The sequence below is a fragment of the Amycolatopsis sp. H20-H5 genome (assembly GCF_035828755.1).
In the GTDB taxonomy this organism is placed as follows: Bacteria; Actinomycetota; Actinomycetes; order Mycobacteriales; family Pseudonocardiaceae; genus Amycolatopsis.
The window spans coordinates 24954-46028 of the sequence record NZ_JAYMZS010000039.1; the positions used below are offsets into that span (position 1 = coordinate 24954).

Annotated in this window: 14 protein-coding genes; 8 read left to right on the plus strand and 6 right to left on the minus strand. The window is 66.1% G+C overall.

Going from position 1 to position 21075, the window contains the following annotated elements:
* Window positions 1–54: 54 nt before the first annotated feature.
* From QMK34_RS21990 to QMK34_RS22010, 5 genes are all read right to left on the minus strand, one after another.
* Complete coding sequence (locus tag QMK34_RS21990; RefSeq protein ID WP_326416076.1) at window positions 55–1230, minus strand: McrC family protein; 1176 nt, start codon at window positions 1228–1230, stop codon at window positions 55–57.
* Entirely contained in the window at window positions 1227–3341 is a 2115-nt protein-coding gene (locus QMK34_RS21995; RefSeq protein WP_326416078.1) for an McrB family protein, read from the minus strand. The genes QMK34_RS21990 and QMK34_RS21995 overlap by 4 nt, the downstream gene beginning before the upstream one ends.
* Window positions 3342–3390: 49 nt before the next feature.
* Window positions 3391–5280, minus strand: a complete 1890-nt coding sequence (locus tag QMK34_RS22000) for a DNA/RNA helicase domain-containing protein (protein ID WP_326416079.1) — start codon at window positions 5278–5280, stop codon at window positions 3391–3393.
* Between the two features lie 135 nt (window positions 5281–5415).
* On the minus strand, window positions 5416–6807 hold the full coding sequence (locus tag QMK34_RS22005) for a helicase-related protein (protein ID WP_326416126.1): 1392 nt from the start codon (window positions 6805–6807) through the stop codon (window positions 5416–5418).
* Window positions 6690–9065, minus strand: a complete 2376-nt coding sequence (locus QMK34_RS22010; RefSeq protein WP_326416080.1) for a protein kinase domain-containing protein — start codon at window positions 9063–9065, stop codon at window positions 6690–6692. The genes QMK34_RS22005 and QMK34_RS22010 overlap by 118 nt, the downstream gene beginning before the upstream one ends.
* A gap of 357 nt (window positions 9066–9422) precedes the next feature.
* Between QMK34_RS22010 and QMK34_RS22015 the strand changes: the two genes are divergently transcribed.
* From QMK34_RS22015 to QMK34_RS22050, 8 genes are all read left to right on the plus strand, one after another.
* On the plus strand, window positions 9423–9677 hold the full coding sequence (locus tag QMK34_RS22015; RefSeq protein ID WP_326416081.1) for an SAV_915 family protein: 255 nt from the start codon (window positions 9423–9425) through the stop codon (window positions 9675–9677).
* A 5-nt stretch (window positions 9678–9682) separates the two neighbouring features.
* Window positions 9683–9967, plus strand: a complete 285-nt coding sequence (locus tag QMK34_RS22020; protein WP_326416082.1) for a hypothetical protein — start codon at window positions 9683–9685, stop codon at window positions 9965–9967.
* A 1-nt stretch (window position 9968) separates the two neighbouring features.
* The gene (locus QMK34_RS22025; protein WP_326416083.1) at window positions 9969–11135 is read left to right on the plus strand and encodes a hypothetical protein; all 1167 of its coding nucleotides are present in this window, start codon (window positions 9969–9971) and stop codon (window positions 11133–11135) included.
* 21 nt (window positions 11136–11156) lie between these two features.
* Complete coding sequence (locus QMK34_RS22030; RefSeq protein WP_326416085.1) at window positions 11157–11954, plus strand: hypothetical protein; 798 nt, start codon at window positions 11157–11159, stop codon at window positions 11952–11954.
* Between the two features lie 276 nt (window positions 11955–12230).
* Entirely contained in the window at window positions 12231–13805 is a 1575-nt protein-coding gene (locus QMK34_RS22035; protein ID WP_326416086.1) for a TIGR02677 family protein, read from the plus strand.
* Complete coding sequence (locus tag QMK34_RS22040; RefSeq protein WP_326416087.1) at window positions 13802–15046, plus strand: TIGR02678 family protein; 1245 nt, start codon at window positions 13802–13804, stop codon at window positions 15044–15046. Before QMK34_RS22035 ends, QMK34_RS22040 begins: the two co-directional genes overlap by 4 nt.
* Window positions 15043–19053, plus strand: coding sequence for a TIGR02680 family protein (locus QMK34_RS22045; RefSeq protein WP_326416089.1), 4011 nt, complete (start codon window positions 15043–15045; stop codon window positions 19051–19053). Before QMK34_RS22040 ends, QMK34_RS22045 begins: the two co-directional genes overlap by 4 nt.
* Entirely contained in the window at window positions 19050–20225 is a 1176-nt protein-coding gene (locus QMK34_RS22050; RefSeq protein ID WP_326416091.1) for a TIGR02679 family protein, read from the plus strand. The genes QMK34_RS22045 and QMK34_RS22050 overlap by 4 nt, the downstream gene beginning before the upstream one ends.
* On the opposite strand, the gene QMK34_RS22055 is transcribed toward QMK34_RS22050, so the two are convergent.
* Window positions 20226–21050 (minus strand): SDR family NAD(P)-dependent oxidoreductase, encoded by an 825-nt coding sequence (locus QMK34_RS22055; protein WP_326416092.1) that lies wholly within the window; start codon window positions 21048–21050, stop codon window positions 20226–20228. It abuts the gene before it with no gap.
* Window positions 21051–21075 lie beyond the last annotated feature (25 nt).

The window sequence follows — 21075 nt, forward strand, 5'->3', positions numbered from 1 at the left end:
GGACCCGCCGCGTCGACCGTCACCTTCGAGTTGCCGGGCGGTGGATGTACCTCACTACGGCCGAGCGGCGCTCAGTGCAAGATCTGCAATGTGGTTTATCTGGGTACGTAGTTCGGGTAGTGGAGCCATCAGATCGAGTGAATGCGCAAATAGCTCCACACTGCCAGTTTGTGTCACGTATCGGTCGAGTTCGTTTTGCCCCTTCGCGTAGACCAGATGACCTTGTTTGACACCGAGCGCGACGCAGTATCCAAGCATTTGGTAGAAGTTGTCCGCACTTCGCCCATTCTTGTACTTGGCGTCGAAGACCAGGTGTGGTAAGCCCTGCTTCTTCCAGACCAGGTCGGGTTTCATGGGGAGTTTTTCCCCCTGAGCGAGGTGCCATCGATATTGTGGGTATCCGCGGCCTTCTGAGCGCTCCTGCAGGGCATGAGTGAGCGCTTTGGTCACGTAGTCCTCAAAAAGTTTCTCAAGATTGAAAACGAAACCGTTGACCAGGAGATTTCCCTTGCCGTGCTCGGGTGACGAGCTCTCCAGTATCACCTCTGACAGGCGAAGTGCTGCGTGGTAGCGCTCGTTCAGCCGGTTCGCCTGCCACGAGGGCAGTGGCGCTCCCGCAATGGGTGGTGTCACGTCGCGGAGGCGCCTTCGAATCGTATCGAGATTTCCCCTGGCATTGACGTCGAGGTCCGGCATGGCCAGGACGCGCAGTACGGCGGCGAGTAGAATTCGATTTTCCGGTACGTCGACGCTGAATTCGTCATAACGAATTTCCAAGGGGAGCGCCTGGCTGTAATGTTTGCGCATTTGGTCGGACTGCCGCACTTTGCCGCGTAGCGTCATGGACGCTTCATCAACTGTGACGTAGCCCTGCAGCAAGCCTAGTCGCAAGGCCTGGTCGGCCTGTCTCCATAAAATATGAGCTACGGCCGGCACGATTCCGGCCGCGACGGTGACTGTGGCTGGTTCGTCCAACCAGTCGTTCGCATTCCTTGCGTATCCTGCCAGAAAAAGCAGCCGTGACACATCCAGTTTCGGCAAGAGCAGTACCTGGAGATCGCCGGCGCGAAAAACTCCGACGCGTCCTCTTTTTCCCTTGATGGTCCACTTTCCGCCGCTTCTTCGTAGGTGTGTGAGCGTGACCATGCCGCTTGCGGTCAAGGCGTCCACCTGTGCGTCGGTCAGCGAGTGCGTGGTTTCACCTGTTTCGCTGACCTCGATCGGGATCATGGGGAACTTTCAGGCACGGCGGCTCTGATCGCTTCCAGGCTGTACGAATCCAGTGCGGATGCGTCCGAGCCGTAATGGTGCTCTGCCAGCACCGGAAGTATCGAGGATTCCCAGGCACGTTCAAGACCTTCTTCGCGTTCGTATATTGCTGGGCGCATGAAGAAGGATGGCCCGATGGCCAGTTCTCGTTGGCCGATCTCGTTGTTCAGTGCCTCGAGTAGTTCGGGAGTGTCAGAATTGAAGTTCGCATCGTCGACGGACTCGCGATGCCTGTCCAGCCAGCGTTTCAACAGCCCCGAGGTGGGAGGTAGTGACGGGTGCAGCTCAGTAAACACGAATCGGCGCCGGATCGCAGCATCGACCAAGGCGATCGATCGGTCAGTGGTGTTCATGGTGCCGATGATGAAAATATTGTCCGGCAATGTGAAATTAGCCTCAGCTGAATATAGTAAGCTGATCGGCTCGTCGCGGTACTCGAGCAGAAAGTAGAGTTCTCCGAATACTTTGGCCAGGTTGGCTCGATTGATTTCGTCGACGATCAGGACGTGTGGTTCTGCCGGGTTTTTGCGAGCGGCATCAACGAGTGTTCGGAATGGGCCCGGGTGTAGGCCAAACTCGATCTTCCTATCCTTGTCCTGTGTTGGCCGAAAGCCCTCGAAGAAATCCTCGTAGGTATATGAAGGGTGAAACTGGACAAGTTTCACTGCGCTGACGTCTGCGAGCAGTCGGGCAAGCTTCTGGGCCAGATATGTCTTTCCGGTGCCTGGTGGTCCGTGGAAGACTAGTTGTTTGTACTCCCACAGCAGTTCGGCCTGTTTGGTCAGCCAGTCATGGTCCACCAGGAGTGAATTCGCGTCTTCGGCGAGAATCTGCGGGAATTCAAGGGGGCGTTGTGATTCGGTTGCCGGTTCGGTAATCGAGACATCGAAGTCGCGAAGCACCTGTTCGATCGCACTGAGATTCTCCGTGAGTTCGATCACGGATGATTGGCCACGCAGCTTTGCCTGTAATGGCCTGGGTAGACTGTCCAGTCGTGGAATTTGGTCAATCGTGTACCAGTGCGCGAATCGGCGCAGGGTTGACCGCTGGTCCGGACGGGAAATTACGCTGGCGGCGCCATCCACCTGCCCGAAATGAACCGCGTCCTTCGTGGTGGTCAGCAAATAATCGCCCGCCTGCATCCTGTTGAGGAAGTCGTTCAGTTCTTCGAATCGCACGTCGCGGGCTGCATAGGATTCGTACTGGTAGTCATCCTGGATGGCTTTTTTCAGCCGCTCCGGGGAGACTGGAAGGCTCATCGAGCGAAGGCGTTGAGCGGTGATAGAGATAAATTTCTGCGCCAGCCACTTGTCGACCAGCCCCGGCTCGTCGTCCGAGCTGCCACGGACTAGCCATGCGCGCCGTGTGATTGAAGGCGCCGTGAGTTCTTCTTCGGTCAGTTGCTCACGCAGAGCCATCGGAACGAGATGCTGGGCCTGCGAGGCTAGACCGGCCTCGTTGAACTCGACTCCTTCCGAGGTGAGGCGTTTTCGCAGGTTGGAACCGCGGTAGCGAACGTGGAGCATACCTTCGGGCGGTAGGGAACCATCTGCTCGCAGGATCCGGTGAGCGCCGGTGGGACCGGTCTTCGCCAGGAAATGTGCGATGTCGTCCGGCGAAAGGTCGGCTATCTCGGCTAGGTCGTCGTAGGTGCTCCAGAAGCCCGAGTTGACGAGGTTCACCAGGCGGACGATCTTCTGCTCGGAGCCTGTCAGCTTGACGAGTGCGTGCTCACGTTGCTTCCTCAGCTCGGCTACTCGTGACTTGAGCTCGGAGAACAGGGTTTCCTCGGAGTTGGACTCGAGGGCAGCTTCACCGGCTTCGGTGAGGGACCAGCCTCCGATCTTGCTCATCCAGCCGATGGTTGCCGCGTCGCCGGTGTGGTAACCCATGTGCACGCGCCAGCGTTGTCGTCCCTCTGCGTCCACGGCGGTTTCGTAGGGGCTGAGGTGGTATTTCAGTCGCTGTTCGACAAGGTCGAATACCGCCTCGGGAGGAAGTGGACTGTCCGCGTCGCGGAGGGCTTCCAGGCAAGCGTGTAACAGTGGGGCGACGCGTACGGTGTCTGCCACTCACCCTCCCGAGGTTACGTTGCGTAGTCGAAGTGTCTGCGACATGACTTTACTGGGTCATGCTGTCGAGGAACCGTTGCGTTTCCGGATCGGTCGAGTACAGACAAAGTCCACGCATGCCGCGGGTCAGCAGCACTTTGTAGGTGTGCGCGGTGAGCGTATGGAAGTACTCCGGATCGGCCTTACGCACGTCGGTGTCCTCTGACTTGTCCCGGTCTGCGACCCACTGATCGTCGCGTCGGACGAAGTCGGGGCCGAATATGACGCCTGACCAGTGGTACTCGAAGCCTTGGGCGGTGTAGATGCAACCGACCTGACCGAAGCCTCGTGGGTCTGTCGCCCAGAAGTGGGAGGCGGGGGCGCTGGGCACGGGCTTTTCGGGCCTCGCATTCCAGGGGCGCCGCCACCCGTCGATGTCGATGTCTTCGACCAGGTGGCGCGTTTTGTTCCTTACCTCGGGTTCCTTGCTCCAAGGCCAGCAGAATCCTGCGGCGATCCGGGCGGTCCCGCCCTCGACTTCCTGCTGGCGCAGTAGCCAAGATTCCAGTGCTTCGGGAGTCGGAGCACTGGCGACGGTAAGGTGGTCATCGTCCGGCGTGGTGATCCTGCTCCACGGTGCTGGTGGTTGAGAACTGAGTCCGAGCAATCGGGCGACCCAGACGTCGAAGGAATCCGACCCGCCGCAGCGGAACTGTCCGTCGAGTCGGATGACCCTGACCTCGTGGTTGTTCGCCCTGGCCGCTGCGGTGATCTCCTGTAGCGACCCTAACTCGCCCGGCCGTACCTTCTGCTTCTCGTCGAGAAGGAAGACCGGCACCTTCGCGACAGAGATCAGTTCGTCGATCTGACGACCGGCCCGCTCTCGGACAGCTCGCGGGGTGTAGCGCTTGAGGCTCGTTTCGCGAATGCGATGCGCTTCGTCGCAGATCAGCGCATCCAAGGAGTTCTCGTCAGCCGTCATGTAGTCGTTGAAGTACCGGAAGCCGCCCTGCGGCCGGTCGGAGCGGCTAGTCGAGAACGAGCGCAACGTGTTGGTGAAAGAGCGTGAGCCAGTTGCGTACTCGACCTCGAAGCCCTGCGCGTCGAGGTCTCTCTTCAGCTTGAGCGCGACTGCACTCTTTCCGGAACCGGGGCCACCCATCACTACGACTACCGTCGGCTTGCCGCCGGCCCGAGCATGGTGCACTGCGGCCAATACCTGCTGGTAGGCGACCTGTTGCTCATCCAGTAGGACAAAGTTGTCCCGGATGGTCTTCTGTACCCGCCCTTTTTCCGACACTTCCGTCTTGAACAGGTAGGTGGGCCCGTGATGCAGGGCCAGAAAGTCGTCTCCGGCTTCTGCCGTCGCCGAGCGGCTGCTCGCGGCGTCGAACTGGGCACGCAGATGGTAGTGGAGGTTCACTCCGGCGTTCGGAGTGAACACGATAGAAATGTCTGATTTATCGTATTCTTGCAGCCACTCTTCCGAGTCGCCGTCGACGTAGGCGAGCCCGTGCACGGAGCGAGGATTTTTCGCCAACTCCGGTGTCGCATCCATGAGGAACTCGCACTGCTGGCGCGCTCGGACCGCTGGATGCAGGACGAGTTCGCCGTCAACGCTGAGCAGCTCTGGCTCTGCGACCTTCGCGTCCGGCAGATCGGCCAGGTTGACGAGCATGTAACTATGTTCGCCCGAATGCGGGTCAAGGCCGCTGAGCACGATATCCACGTGCTTGGGGCTGTTCGGTAGCTGAAGATTCACCATGACGTCCAGCTCGCCGAGCCCGGCAGCGACCAGGTCCGAGAGGAAAGACTCCCGTAGTCTTTCCCGTCGCGTGGATTCTGTTTCAGAGGACACAGGTTCTCTCGCGGAACCTGTGCCTTCGCCCAGCAACTGTGGCGAGCCGCCCGCCTCGACAATTTCGAGCAGTTCGCGGGCGCTGTTCCTGACCGGTGACATTCTCCCCCACAAAGGCACACGTGATCCACGCGCGGGTGGGGGCAGCAACGAGCTTTCTCACTCGGTGCCCGTCGGGCCGCATAGCCAGTCCAGGCTAGTGGATCAGCGGCTTGCTGTCTGCAACATGTCTTGGGCTCAGTTGTCGAGATCGACGAACGTGTGTCGTTCCGATAGCAGCGCCTGCACGTGAGGGCGATCCGAAAGGCGTTCCGCGACTGTCTCGATCGCAAGTGCTTCCGGCAGGGCTGCCGAGAACTTCAGTCCGTTGACCGCGGACTTACTCACATCAGGAGACTTCACCACGGCGTGCGTGGAAAGCTCAGTGAGCAGATCGGACTTCGAGATCTCCGGCAACAGGCGGAGGGAGTGATCCCCAATGCGCTGACGCGGATCGATGATGCGCGGAAAACTCGCCTGTAGCGTGCGGTTGGCGGCGGTACCGGCCCAAGTCCACCATCTGAGGTCGCCGACCGACCTGGTGAACACTGTTGCTTCGTCCGCGATGTGTCCGGCGTGCTTCTCACGAAGGTCGGCGAGAACCGAAGCGGCGCGTCGGGTGAATCTGACTCCGGCAGGCTCGGTGCCGAGCAGAACAGATCGCTGACCCCGCGTCAGGGCGAAGGACAGGCCGCCTTCGCCGCCGCCCCATTTGGCGCGGCCTGGAAGATCGCTCGGCTCGACGAAACACCGCCGCCGCTTCCAGTCGACGTATCCGACTTTCCATGCGCGGCCAGCGAGGAGGAGAACACGAGGTCCGTCCTGGTTCTCCGCGAGCAGGATGTCGTCTCCGACCCTGCCGATCTCGTCGCGTCCGGCGAGCACGGTGAACTCCGGTGGTGCGCTGAACACCGCGAGAAGGTCGGAGAAGTAGCGCCGGCCGAATTTCTTCTCAGCTTCCGGCCCGATGAACGCCATCGCACCGTCCCGCTCCAAAAAGCCTTCGGCGAGCAGATGGCTGAAGATCTCGTCGCGGTGTTCGTCGAACAATGGCAGGTCACCCCACCATTCCTGCCAGGTATGTGTCCCGATCTTGCTCTCTTGCAAGGCCAGGGCGAGCATCTGCTGAGCGGCGATGTGCCGGGGGTGTGCAGGCGCCACAATCGGCTCGACCCAGCCTGCCGCCCATCGTTCGAGCAGGCCCGCAGCGCTCAGCACGGCTGATTCCTCGAGGCAGAGGAACAGGCAGTTCCGGGTACTTCCCGGCCGACGCCCTGTCCTGCCGAGTCGCTGGAGGAACGAGGCCACCGTTCGTGGAGCGTCGATCTGGAGCACCCTGTCGAGGTCTCCTACGTCGATGCCGAGTTCCAGGGTGGAAGTCGCTACGATCACGCAATCGCGAGCGTCAGCGAAGGCTTGCTCCGACCTCCGGCGCTCGTCCGCAGAGAGCGAAGAGTGGGACAGGAAGGTAGTTACTTCCCGAGCCCGGAGTGCTGCTCCGAGCTCTTCGGCACGTCGGCGGCTGTCGACGAAGACCAGCCGTTTTTCTCCCTTGTGCAGGGCCGCGACGACCGTCGCCGCATTGTCGATCGAGCCCACGTGGTCCACCGTGATGTCCGGCGGTTCGGTGGCACCGCCTGCTGGTGAGACCACAGTTCGCGGCCTGGCACGTTGAGATCCCTGCAGCCACTCCAACAGCTCAACAGGGTTGCCCACGGTGGCCGACAGCCCGATGCGCTGGAGCGGGCATCCGGCGATCCGGGAGAGCCGCTCGAGAACCGCGAGCAGGTGCCACCCGCGGGGGAGGCCTTCGCCAGGGAGAAGTCGAACAGCTTCAGCTGGCGAGATCGATTCGCGCGGCGATGGATACCGAGGTTGTCCGGCTTGATGTCGCGGTGGTGAATCTCAGCTGCTTCCAGCTGATGCATCGCCACGAACAACTGACTGCCGAAGGTGTCCAGATCGTGGTAGCTGAGCCTGCCTTCTTCGCGCAGGTGCCGGGCCAGCGAGACCTCGCCTGCCAGCTCCAGTTCCAGTGCGGTGTGACCGCCGACCATCCGCGGTCCGTCGAGCAGCTGGACGATCGTGCCGCCAGTGACCTTGCGTAGCGCTTCAGCCTCGTCGAGCAGTCTTGCGGCTCTATTGTCCTCGTCGAGTGCGACTTTGAACACACGTTCGTCGACGACCGTATCGTCGTCCGTCTCTCTGAGGCGCTCGACCAGCAGTGCACGCGCTGTCGCGCCGGTGCCCAGGACGCGCCGCACAAACCAATCCTCGTCCACTTCCTGGCCGGCGATCGCCTCGAGTGGATCGACGAAAGAACGCCCTGTCGGGACCGGCTTGGCGTCCTCCTCCGCATCGTCGAGTCGATCGAGGAAGGCGTCCGCGAATTCCAGTCTGAGGACGACGTCCGATTGGGTCGCGTCATAGACCAAGTCGCCGAGCTCGTAGGGCCAGGTGTCGTCCACCGCTGAGATCTGAAGGCCGCCATCTGTGCTCAGCCGTTCAATGAGCTCTGCGCGACTGGCAGCGGGAGGTCGTCCCGTTAGTACCAGGTACGACACCGACCCGAGCCCGAAGATGTCGAGTTGGACCGGGTCCGGGTACTGCAGCTCGGACTCCGGCGCCAGGTAACGCAGAGCTGTGTCCTCTATGAACGCCCCGTCCAGCGAGGAGTCCCCGATGGACTTCAGCGAGCTGGTCTCGAAATCTCGCGCGGCTGTCTGCCAGTCAGTGAGCCGGAGTACCGGTTTGGAACCGTCAGGCTTGCAGGAGACGTAGATCGACCGCGGGGAGAGCGCGCGGTGGTAGAGCAACCTGCCATGGGCGTACTTGACGGCTTCGGCGAGTTGGCGGACCAGGCCGAGGCGTGTTTCCGAAGTCAGCGAGTCGCTGAATGTCGCCAGGTAGGCATCAAGGCGAAGGTCTGATTCGTGGTGCCGGAACAGGATCGCCGGTCGTCCTTGATGGTCTCCGAACTGCCGCGCCTGAGCGATACCGCGGTGGTCAATTCCCTGGAGCACCTGGTACTCGCGTTTGGCGGCGCGATGAGCTTTCTCCGCGTCGGCCTTGCTCGTACCTGCGCTGATCAGGTAGACCCGGAGGCGCCCCTGTTCGTCGAGCTGGCCGTCGTCGCGCCTGGCCAGCCTGTCTTCCCAGAAGGGGCCTGCGTCGAGCGGATGCTGGTCGAGCTTCCAGTTGTCGCCGTATCGCAGATTTGCGGTGGCGGCCTGGATGCCGATTGCTGTCATCAACTGCGGCAGCAAGCGTGATGCGAAGTCCGGCCGTATCCGGTTCGTCTCGCGATGCGGCGGACGTGCCAGCAGGTCGTCCCAGATGGCAGGCAGTCCGCTGTTCGCGTGGCGTGCGTAGACGTTTGGACGCTGGAATTCGTCCAGCTCGCTGCGGAGTCCGGCGTCGGTCAAGAAGACGATCGGCTCGATCCAGGGGATCCCGCCGCGGTAGCCGGCCTTCTGGGCCGCACGTGTTAACTGCCCCCGCAACTCCTTGGCTTTGAGGTTTGTCAGTTCGAGCGGATTCTGCAGGGTTCGGACTCGCCCGCTGTGGCGATCAGCGACGCGCCACGTCGACCCGTGGTTGCTCACCCGGCCTGGATGCGCCTTGAGCTCGAGCAGATACAGACCCGAAGGGACTGCGATGAGCAGGTCACACTCGTTGATCCGGCCGGAGGCAGCAGTGAACGAGAACGTCGCCCAGGCGCGGTAAGGCTCGGCATCCGGCATCTGCCGCTTGACGAAGTCGAGGCCGTCCTGTTCCCAGGCGTAGTCCGACTGCTTGCGCTGATACCACCTACCTGAAGAAGAGCCAGGCTTGGCGCCCGATGCCACAGTCCCTCCCTCTGGTCGTGTATGTCGGTCGGCTGGAGTGTAGTTGTACCGACAGACAGCCTGCCGCGCTCTACCGAACAGTGGTAGCTGGTGTGCCGGTGTGCATTGTGCCTGGTGAGCACGCACGGTCGTCGAGGTCGCTCGCAGCAACGTCACTCGGGTGGCGGAGGCGACAGGTCTGACGGCAATCACCCGTAATCGCCTGAAAGCCGCGAAAGCCCACGAACCGGTCGCGAGCGTGCTCTAATCGAGGAGGAAAGGTGACGTAGAACAGTCCCAGGGGAGGGGCGAACCGTGATTTCTTCTCAAGCACAGGCACCTGGAAACACACCGCTTCCAGCAGACTTTCCGCCGGTCGTGTACCTGCCGGTGGCCGAGACCGTGACTGACGCGAGCCAGGCACGAGTCGAGCTCAGGCGGACGAAAGACGACCGGATGGCGCTCCTGGCGTATTCGGCGCTGGATCGGCTGCACACGTGTTGCGGCAAGCAGCAGCCCTGGATCGTCCTTCCGACAGCTGCCCTGGATGAGCTGCAACAGGCGCATCCGTTCCAGCTCCTGCTGCTCGACATCGTGATCCCGGAGGACAAGCGTCACGGTGGTGCCGAGTGAGCCCGGTGGATCAGCAGGCGGACTTCGGGGTGATGGACGGCATCGCCAGCACGCTCCGCCATACGAGCTCAGCCGTCGATGGCCTGGGCAATTCGGTTCCCGGCACCCCCGATGCGGGCGACGGCACGCCCGCGATCATCGGCATCATGGCCAGGCTCGTGGACAACGCGGGACAGCTGGTGATCGGCACCGCCGCCGCGGGCGATGCGGTGATCGAGGGCAAGGGGGCCTACCAGCAGAATGAGGCGAGCGCCGCGAACGACGTGCGCAACGCTCCTGGGGCGCGTTGAGATGGCGATTGACACGAAGATCGCCGGAAGTCCGGAGAGTGTCCGCGGGGTCTCACACTGGCTGAGGGAGTCACTGGCGAAAGGCGTCTCGGACGCCGCGTCGACGATTTACACCGCGCGCAATAGCGCGGACGCCGGCTGGCACGGTCCAGCGAGCGATGCTTTCCGCACCAAGATGACTGGTGGTGCCGAGAAAACCGACGGTCTGGCGACCGCTTCCCGCGACGTGGCCCAGAAGTTCGATGACTACGCCGCCGAGTTACACCGGGCTCAAGAGGACATGCGCACGGTGCGGGCCAGCGCCGCTGCCGCCGGACTCAAGGTGGACGGCGAGACGATCGTCGAGCCGGGACCGCCACCGTCGGGTCCCGGTGCGGCGCCGACAGGCGACGCGGCAACACCGGAGGCCGTCAAAGCGCACAACGACGCCGTGATCGCGCAGAACGCGCACAACGCCAAGGTCAACGCCTACGACGCGGCACAACACGCTGCCGATGCCGCCCGCACGGTTGGCAGGCTTGCCGCTGACATGCTGAAAAACGTGTGGGCCGACGTGAGTTCCAAGTGGTTCCTGGTCATCGGTGACCTCGCGTCGGGGGCGGGGGGCACGCTCGCGGCCGCGCATTCGTCCATTTTGATGAAACAGTCCAAGTTCCTCACCGAGGAAGCGGCGAAGTACCTGGACATGGCCAAAACGTCGCCTGCCGGCAGCACGGCTTCGACCATCTACAAGGACTTCGACGCCTCTCGGGCGGCCGCCTACAGTGCCGACGATGCGGCTGCCGCGGCGGCCAAGACCGAAAGGTCCGCGGGTCGGATCGGCCTGAAGGTCGGCGGAGCGCTGGCGGTTGCCGGGATCGTGTACGACATTGTGGCCACCGACAAGCCGGTCGGTCAGGCGATCGTCTCCGGCGGTATCGGCTTTGGGGCGTCGGTGGCCGCCGGGGCGTTGATCGGAACCGCGATTCCGGTGCCGGTGCTGGGAACGGCCGTGGGCGCCGTCGGTGGCGCTGTGGTGGGATTATTCGCGTCGGGCGCGGTGGACTCGCTCTATCAGAACGGCATCGGCGCGGTGGGCGACGCTGTCGCGGACGGTGCCAGTGCGGTCGCTGACGCGGGCAAGGCAGTGGGCGGGCTGGTCGCGGACGCGTGGGATGCGATCTTCTGACAGGGTGGAGCGAAACTTCCGATGGCTGTTGACAGCTTGCCGCGACCGGCCGAGTGGCCACCACACAGCGGGGCGCGGTTCCTGCCCGCCGTGGTCATCCTGAGCTTGTTCGGGCTCGGCGCGCTTGTGGCCGGGTTCGGGTTCGTCGGTATCGGCAAGCCGGGCGGGCTCAAGTACGGACTGCTCTTCGCCCTGTTCTTCCTGCTGATCGCCGCGTACGGCTACTACACGCGCGTGCGTCGGCCGAATGGCGAAGTCGGCACCACCGGGGTCGGCACGCAAGTGCGGTACTCGGGTTTCGCGTTCGTGTGCCTGGTGGGGTTGATGTGCTGCCTGACGGCGATCTTCCTGCTCGCCGCTGTCGACTACCGGCTCGGCGGGACGATCGGGGCGGCGATCGTGTTCGGCCTGATTGGACTCATGCTCCTGAGCTTTCCGGCGCTCGTGGTGGCCGGCCGGATCAAGCGCGGCAGCGTGATCCTGTCGGCGCAGGGCGTTCACCAGCGCGGTTGGACGTTCTCGTCATTCCTGCCCTGGGAAGCGTTCGCGGGGGTGAAAGCCGTTCACAACGGCCGTCCCGAGGTGCTGGTCATCGCGTACGCGAACGTCGTCTGGGAAAAGCGGCAGCTGGTCAGGTTCTGGAAGATCGACAAAGTGCCGCCCGCAGCCATGATCGAGGTCGATTGCGCCGCGATGTCGGTGGCACCCGAGGTCGTCTACTGGCTGCTGAAGTTCTACGTCGAGAACCCCGGAGCCCGCGCTGAGCTGGGTACCGACGCGGCCATCGCCCGAGTGCGGGCAGCCGATTTGGCGCCGTGACAAGATCGAAAGTCGACCACCACAGACGTCGTTGGAGATCACCTCGCGCCTGCTGACCACCGTCCTCGCGGCCGCGTTGGCGCTCGTATCCGTCCCCGCGAACGCCACCGAACAGGGCAACGGCCGTGGAAGCGCCAGGCTCTCGCGGGCGGGGACGCGACCACCGACATCACCGCGTTCCCTGGACCTAGCAGTCCCTGAAGGCCACCATCACGGCGTTAAACGCCGTGATGGTGGCCTTCAGGGACCGGCAGGTTCCCCGTACGGTGTGCCGTGATGGCCATCGAGCGGAGTGGAGAGCGTGTGGACGGCGGGTCGCCGATCGCCAGGGTGCCTGCGGAGATGTTCCGCTTCACCACCGGTGAGCTGTCCGGGCTGTACACAGCCATCCTGCACGCCTTCGGCGAGGCCAACGAGCGGCTGGAGACGGCGCTCGGGCTCGACGACGTGCGGGCGCGGCTGCGGTCCATCGGCTGGTTCGACGCGCTGGACGACGAGGACCTGTCCGGCGCGCTCGGGAAGCTGCGGGATTGGCAGTTGCTCGACGTGCTGCAGAACCACGCCGAGAACTACCGCACAGCCAGTGAGTACGAGCGCCGGAACCTGCAGTACTCGCTCACGAAGCGTGGCGAAGCGGCCTTCGCCGGTGTCGAGCACGCGCTGAGTGTGCTGGCGTCGAGTGGTGCGTTGCAGACGGCCGTGCTCGACGCCATTTCCGACCGGCTCGACAGCCTCGGCGCGTTGCTGGCCGAGGCCTCCAGCACGAATCGGCGGATCTTCTCGACGTTGATGGAACTGGAGTCCCATCTCGACGCGCTGCGGGGTAACACCAAGCAGTTCAACGGTGAGTTGCAGCGGCTGCTGCGGGCCGAGGGCGCCGACCTGACGACGTTCCACGAGGTCAAGGCGTCGACGGTGACGTACTTGCAGGAGTTCCTGACCAATCTCGACCAGCGTGCCCATGCCATCTCGGCCGGGATCGAGCGGGTCGAGCAGCGCGGGGTGAGTGTGTTGCAGCAGCGAGCTTTGCTAGGTGCCGAGCTGCCGCCCACCGCGGGCGAGGACGCCGGCGCGAGCTGGCTGGAGCATCGGCGGACCAGGTGGGCGGGGTTGTGCGCGTGGTTCCGGCCGTCGGACGGGAGCCCGGCGCGGGTCGAGCAGCTGCACACCGTGGCGCGGCGGGCCATCGTGACGTTGTTGCAGGTCCTGGACCGGATCACCGAGTCGCGGCGGCGGGCCAGCAGTGCGGTGGCCGACTTCCGGGAGCTCGCGCGGTGGTTCGCCGCCGCGCCCTCGGAGGCTGATCTGCACCGGCTGTGGGCCACGGCGTTCGGGCTCAGTTCCTCACGTCACGCGCATCTGGGACATGCCGATCCGGAGCTCATCAGCGCCAACACCCGCTGGGAAGACGCGCCGTCGGTCGAGGTGTCCGCGCTGCTGAGGAGCTCGGGACGGACGGAACGGTTCACGCGCACCGGCAAGATTCGCGACGTCACCGCGATCAAGGCGGCCCGTGCCGAGCTGGCCAAGGCCGAGCGGGCGGAGCTTCAGGCCGCGTGGAGCCTGCTCGCCACCGGCGGGCCCGTGCGGCTGTCGGCCTTCGAGAAGCTTGAGCACAGCGTCTTCCAGCGTCTGCTCGATCTGTTGGGCCGGGCGCTGTCCAGTGGTCCGAGCACCGACGGCACGCGTCGGGGCGTCACCAGTGACGGCAAGGTCGAGATCCTGCTCGAACCGGCCCCGGACTCCCGGGCCGCGGTCCTGCACACTCCGCGAGGACGCTTCGCGGGTCCGGACTTCGTGGTCGACATCCGCGTCGCCGGGGTTCGCCGCGGCCAGGAGGAGACGGGATGAGCAACCTCGCCAACCAGCTCGTCATCGCCGAACGCGAGGAGGTCGCCAGGGGCGTCCGGCTGCTGCTCGCGGCCCCGCTGCTCAGCGAGAGCGCCACGCCAGAGGCCTTTGACCTGGTACGACGTCGTCGCGAGCCGATCGGGAAGTGGTTCGACTACTACTGCGGGTGGTCGCTCGTCGTGGAGCCGCGGCTCGGGTACGCGCGGCTGGTGAAGGTCCGCGCGAAGGCGGATCCGAGCCGTCCCGCGCGGCGGTCGCGGTCCGGGCGCGCGGCCTTCGACAGGCGCCGCTACACACTGTTATGCCTGGTCGCGGCCGAGTTGCTCGCCGCGCCGGTCACCACGATCGGCCTACTCGCGGACAGGGTCACCCAGGCCACGGCCGCCGACCCGCTGATCGACGCGTTCGACACCGCGGTGCGCGCGGAGCGGATGGCGTACGTCGACGTCCTTCGGATGCTGGAGTCGTACGGCGCGATCGAGGTCGTCGACGGCTCGACGGACTCGTTCGTCGGCAGCGAAGGCGCGAAGGTGCTCTACCGCGTCGATTCGACACTCGTGATGCGCCTGCTAGCCGCACCTAACGGTGCTTCACAGTTCAGTGTGCCCGTCGAGGAGATTCCCGTCCGGTTCGACGAGCTGATGGCCGCGCTGCGCCGGGAGCGGCGATATGGCGACGCGCCGGACGCGGCACACGCCGCTGATGGCGCCTCCGACGTGCAGCGCAATCTGTGGTTGCGGCACTCGGTCTTCCGGCGGGTGGTGGACGATCCGGTCGTCTACCGAGACGAACTGTCCGCCGCCGAGCTGGCTTACGTGTCGTCGCCGACCGGCCGCCAGCTGCTGAAACGCGCGGCCGAACAGGGCGGTTTCCTGCTGGAAGAACGGGCCGAAGGGTTCCTGTTCGTCGATCCCGACGGGCTCGCCACGGACGGCAAGTTCCCCGACGACTCCAGCAACGCCAAGGTCGCCGCGCTGCTGCTGCTCGACGTGATCACCGCGGCCGACGGCGGTGTCGCCCCGGAGCAGCTGAACGCCGAGGCCGCCCGGCTGCTGCGGGAATTCCCGAAGTGGGCCAAGGGATATCGCGGGGAAGACGGAAAGGAACAGCTGGTGGCCGACGCCGTCGCGGTGCTGTCGGATTTCGGCCTCGCCCGCCACAGCGGCGAGCTGGTCGTCGCACTGCCCGCGGCGTCGCGTTACGCGGTCACCGGCGCCAGGTCCTCTGAGGAGACACGATGACGATCACCGAGCTGCCGCGCGCGGCCACCATCGAGCCTTCGGCGGGCACCCCGCGCTGGACGCCGACGCGCGCGGGGATCCTCAACGTGTGGCGGTACTACGACGAGGTCTTCGAATTCCACAAAGGACGGTTGCTGCTGCACGGCCCCAACGGGACGGGCAAGTCCAAGGCCCTCGAGCTGCTGCTGCCGTTCCTGTTCGACGCCAACCTCCGCGCCAACAGGCTGTCCACGTTCGGCACCGGCGAGCGGACGATGCACTGGAACCTGATGGGCGAAGGGGCCACGGGTACCACGCGGGTCGGGTACGTCTGGCTGGAATTCAACCGGGGTAACGATTCCTGGTTCACTTGCGGGGCTCGGCTGCAGGCCACCGCGCACACGAAGACCGTCCACGTCGACTACTTCACCTCGGAAAGGCGCGTCGGCCTGCCTGCCGGGCTGAAGATCGTCACCGACTCCGGCCAGCCGCTCACGAAGGCCGCGCTGCAGGACGAGCTGGGTGAGCTCGGCGCGGTGCACGACACGTCCGCCGACTATCGCGCGGCTGTCCGCGCCACGCTGTTCCCCGGGCTGACGGAACAACGGTACGACGCGCTGATCACGGCGTTGCTGCAGCTGCGTATGCCGAAGCTGTCCCAGCGGCTCGACCCGGCGTTGTTGTCCACGTTGCTTTCCCGTGCGTTGCCGCCGCTCGGCGAGGGCGAGATCGCCGAGCTCGCCGAGGGATTCGAGCGGCTCGACAGGCAGCGTGAGCAGCTCAAAGTCCTTGACGCCGAGGCCGAGGCCGCGCGCAGGCTCGCCACCCAGCAGCGCGGGTACGCCCAGCGTGTCCTCCGGGCTTCGGCCGGAACGCTGGTTTCGGCGACGTCGGAGCTCACGAGGCTGACCAGGACCGCGCGCGAGTCCGAAGACGCTTACAAGGAAGCGGTCCTCAAGCACGAAGAAGCCGCGAAGCTCGCGGAGGAGCTTGAGACCCGGAGTGAGCAGCTGGGCGCGCGGATCGAGGGCTTGAAGGACAGCGACGAGTACAAGCAAGGCCGTGAGCTGGACAAACTTCGCGAGCAGGCCAGAGCGGCGCAGGCCGCGGCCACGCTGAAGCGGCAGGTGGCGGAGGCGAAGCGGCGCGTCGCCGAGGCGGACGCGCAGCAGGCGGAGATCGCTGCGGACTTGGCCGTCCAAGGCGAGAAAGCCGAGTCCGAGGCCGGTGCGGACGCGGCGCGTGCCGCGGAACGAGCGCGGCTGGGCGGAGTCTCGGAGGAGATGGCCGCGAACCCGCAGACCGGGCGCAAGCTGCTGCGCGCGGCCGTCCGGAGCAGGCAGGAACAGATCGACGTCGTGCGCGCGGCGGTGGGCGCGCACGAGTCCTCGATCGACCGGCGGCACGCCGCCGAAGACGCGTTGGAGCAGGTCAGGGCCGACCTCGCCGAGGCGATGGGCAAGCGTGACGAGCTCGCCAAGGCATATACGGACGTCGTCCGTGAGCAGGTGCGCAAGCTGCGGGAGTGGGCCGGAAGCTGCGTGGAGCTGGCTTTCCCCGACGCCGACGCGCTGGCCGAATGCGCCGAGTCGGAGCCATCGGTGCTGGAGTTCGTCGACACCGTCGCCGCGCTGGTTCTCCAGGAGATCACGGTGGAGCAGACCACCGTGGCCGCCGAGCGGGCCGCCGCGAACGAAGCGCTGGCCGTCCTCGTCGACGAGCGGCGGCAGCTGCGGGAGGACGTCGACCTCCCGCCCGTCGCGCCGGTGGGTCGCACGACCGATCGATCCACAATGGACGGTGCGCCGTTCTGGAAGCTCGTCTCGTTCGTCGACGGCGTTTCCGCTTGGCAGCAGGCGGGCGTGGAGGCAGCCTTGCAGGCCAGCGGCCTGCTCGACGCGTGGGTGCCGTCCCACGGCGCCATTGAGGTCGTCGGGCACGACACCTTCATCGAGACCGATTTCCCCGCCGTGACCGGGAGCGAGTCCCTGGCCTCGGTACTCCGGCCCGAGCCAGGCGGGGCGGTGCCGGTCGAGCTGGTGGCCCGGTTGCTCGCCGGGATCGCGTACGGAGAAACGGTGCCGGGGCGGCATTCCGCGGCGATCGGCGCGGACGGCCGGTGGCGGCTGGCGAACGCGAGTGGTAGCTGGGACAAGGGCGAGGTCTCGTACATCGGCACGGTCGCGCGTGAACAGGCCCGGCAGCGGAGGCTCGCGGAGCTGACGGCGAAGATCGGGGAGCTGGGCGCGGTGATCGCCGAGTTCGACAGTAGGCTCGTGGTGCTGGCGGGCCGCCGGACCAAGCTCGCCGCCGAGCGATCGGGCCGTCCTGGCCACGCGCCCTTGGAGGCGGCGTCGACCGCGTTGAACCACGCGGATTCCCGGGTGAGTGCCGCGGATCGGGCGGTCGCCAGGGTGGTGGAGCAGCTGGCGGCCTGCGAACAAGCCGTGCGGACAGCAGTCAAGGAGCTGACGTTCACAGCGTCGGAGAACGGCCTGCCCGCCGAGCGCGACGGCCTCGACGCGCTCGCGGAGGCCGTCGGAGTCTTCCGTGACGTGGCGGACAACTGGCTCGACGTCCACGCGAAAATGGTGGCGGTAAAGGACAAATCCGCCGAGCGGGCCGAGCAGGCGAGACGTTCGGCGGAGGCTGCCGAGGAGTCCGCGGAGGACGCGCTGACCGCGGAGCGCGACGCGGGCGGGCTGGCGGAGAAGCTCGAAGCGATCGACAGCACGATCGGCGTCGACTACCAGGAAGTCCTCGCCGAAGTGGGCCGCCTGCGTGACGAGGCGGCCGACGTCAAGCTGCGGACCAAGGACGTCGCCAAGGAGCTGCACCAGCTGGCGACCAGGCTCGGCTCGCTGGACACGCAGCGGTCCATCGACGAGGACACCCGCAAAGCCGCGGTCGACGCACGCGACGGGGCCGCGTCCCGTTTCCGGCACCTGGCCTCCGGCAGCTTCCCGGTCGACGCTGGTCTCGAGCTGGAGGCCGGTGAGAGCACGCGCGCCAGTCTCGAAGGCGCCAGGGCCGTCGCGGCGAAGTGGCCGAATCTGCCGCACGGCAGCAAAAATCTCGGCGACGCGCTGCACCGGCTGACCGAGGAGGTGTACTCCTCCCGCGAGATCCTCAGCGACCGGGCGGACCTCGAACTGGAGACCGACGGCGACGTCGGCGTCTTCAGCGCGGCGGTCAACGGAATGCGTGTCGGCGCCAGCGAGCTGCTCGACATCCTGCGCGCGGAGGCCGAGCGCAGCCGCGGTGACATCACCGGCGCCGAGCGCGAGCTGTTCGACCAGACGCTCACCGGTGACACCCGGCGGCACCTGGCCGCGCGGATCCGGCAGGCAGGCGCCCTCGTCGACGCGATGAACGAGCGGCTGGAGCAGGTCCGCACGGCGTCGAACGTCGCGGTCCGGCTGGTCTGGCAGGTTCGCGACGACCTGCCGACCGGGACGAAGGCCGCGCGCGAGCTGTTGCTGAAGGACCCGGTCCGGCTCAGCGACGCTGATCGCGAGTCCCTGCACCGGTTCTTCCGCGACCGGATTGAGGAGGCGAAGGCCGACGACACCGCGACGAGCTGGGAACAACAGCTCGCGCAGGTCTTCGACTACACCAGCTGGCACCAGTTCGTGGTCAAGATCGACCGGGCCAACGGCGCCGGGTGGCAGCTGCTGACGAAGAAGCTGCACGGCGCGCTGTCCGGCGGTGAGAAGGCCATCGCGCTGCACCTGCCGCTCTTCGCCGCGGTGGCCGCGCACTATCAAGCCGTCCAAGAGGGGCCGCGGATCATCCTGCTCGACGAGGTTTTCGTGGGCGTCGACACGGCGAACCGCGGCCAGATCTTCGGCCTGCTGGCGTCGCTGGACCTCGACCTGCTGCTGACGTCCGACCACGAGTGGTGCGACTACCAGGAGCTGCCGGGCATCGCGATCCACAAGCTGATCACCGGTGGCGACGGCGACGACGCGGTCACCACCGTGCGCTTCGTCTGGGACGGCGCGGACCTGCTGCCGGACGACGCGTGACGCTCTCGCCCGGTCTGCGGCCGTTGTGGCGGGCCGTCCACGAGCGGCTGTCGTCCGGACGGCCGGTGAGCACCGTGCGCGTCGGCCCGCTGGCCGACGCCGAGCGCGAGGCTCTCGCCGATCTGCTCGGACTGGCGAAGCTGCCCGCCGAGTACGCGACGGTGTCGCTGAGCAGGCTGGACGCCGTCCTGGAGCCGCTCGGCCTCGACCTCCACACGGTCGTCGCCGACCTGCTCGGCCCGCTCGACGATCGCGCGGCCCGGCGAGCCGAGGCCGCCGCGGAGCGGACAGAACTGTGGCACTGGCTCGAAACTCATGACGTCGTGGTGAGCCAGCCCGCGCTAGGTGATTGGACCGCGCAGGTCCGTCGCGCGGGCGTCGTCTCGCGCGAGTTGCTGGAGCGGGCGTTGCACGTCTTGTCGCGACTCCCTGCCGGAGGTGTCCCGCTTCCTGCCTTCGCCGACGAAGTCCTGGGCGACGCCCACGCGCTGGACGACGGCACGCGGGAGTCGAGTTTGGTGCTGCGTGCGCTCGCCACGGTGTACAGCACGGAACCACCGGCGTCGGCGGCCGAGCGCCGCGCACTGTGGGAACGCGCGGGCATCGCCGACGACGCGCTGTCGGCGGTCGTACTGGCCACCGGCCTCGCCCCGGGCGGCGACGGGATCGCGGCCGTCATCCTCCGAGCCTGCGCCACCTCGGGCAACGCGGCCGCACTCACCTTGGGACAGCTCCGCGCCACCACCTTCACGGACGTCCCGCCAGACGTCTGGATCGTCGAGAACCCGAGCGTCCTGGCCGTCGCGCTGAGCCGCTTCGGCGGGGCGTGCCCGCCGCTGGTCTGCACCTCCGGCTGGCCCAACAGCGCGGGCATGCTCCTGCTCGACGTCCTCGCGGCTGCGGGCGCTTCCCTGCACTACCACGGCGATTTCGACGGCGAGGGCCTCCGCATCGCAGCCCACGTCATGGCCCGCACCGGCGCCCGCCCCTGGCACCTGACGACGTCGGACTACCTCACCGCGCTGGCCACGAACCCCACCGGCACCCCGGTCGGCCGCGTCACCGACGCGCCCTGGGACCCCGCCCTCGCCGACGCCCTGCGCACACACAAGACCGCGGTCGCGGAGGAGCGGGTGACCGACCGCCTGCTGACCAGCATCGAAGGCCGTTGACTACCAGCGTCCCCGCCGTCCTTCGAGACCGCCGTCGAACGCCGCCGCGAAGTCCTCGACCTCCCAGTGGTCTCGCTGCAGACCCGGCTGCTTGATCCCCGGTTGGCGCACGACGTGCAGCCGGTCGCCCTGGAAGCGGACCAACTGGCCGGTCACCCCTGCCGCGAGGTCGCTGAGCAGGAACGTCACCAGCGGCGCGATCCGGTCGGGTGAGAGTTCCGGGTTCCCGTTCTCGCGCTCGATCGGGTCGTCCCAGATCATCCGGGTCCAGGCCAGCGGGCAGACGGCGTTGACGCGGATCCCGTGTGCGGCGAGGTCCACCGCACACGAGAACGTCATGGACGCCACCGCGCCCTTGGACGCCGAGTAGGCGGCCGCCTTGGGCTGCCCGAGCACCAATCCCGATGCCACGTTCACGACCACCCCGCCGCGCTCGCGCATCGCCGTCGCCGCGGCCATCCCGCAGAACAACGGTTCCAGCACGTTGACGTCCACCAGTGCGCGGACGCGAGTGGGATCGTCGTCCCACGGCAACGCTTTGTGGTTCAGCGCGGCGTTGTCGACCAGTCCGTCGATCGCCCCGAACTCCGTGACACACAACTCGATGATCGCGGCGGCCTGGCCGTCGTCGGTGACTGAATGGCCGCTGGCGACGACCCGTCGGTCCGAAGCCCGAATGCCCTCCGCCACCTCTTCGGCCAGCTCGACGTCCACGTCGTTGACCACCACGGCCGCGCCGGACGCCGCCGCGTGCTGGGCGTATGCGAGCCCGAGCCCGCGCCCCGCTCCGGTGACCATGACGGCTTTCCCCTCGAGAACTCCCATGGGCACAGTCTGTCGGAAAACGGGT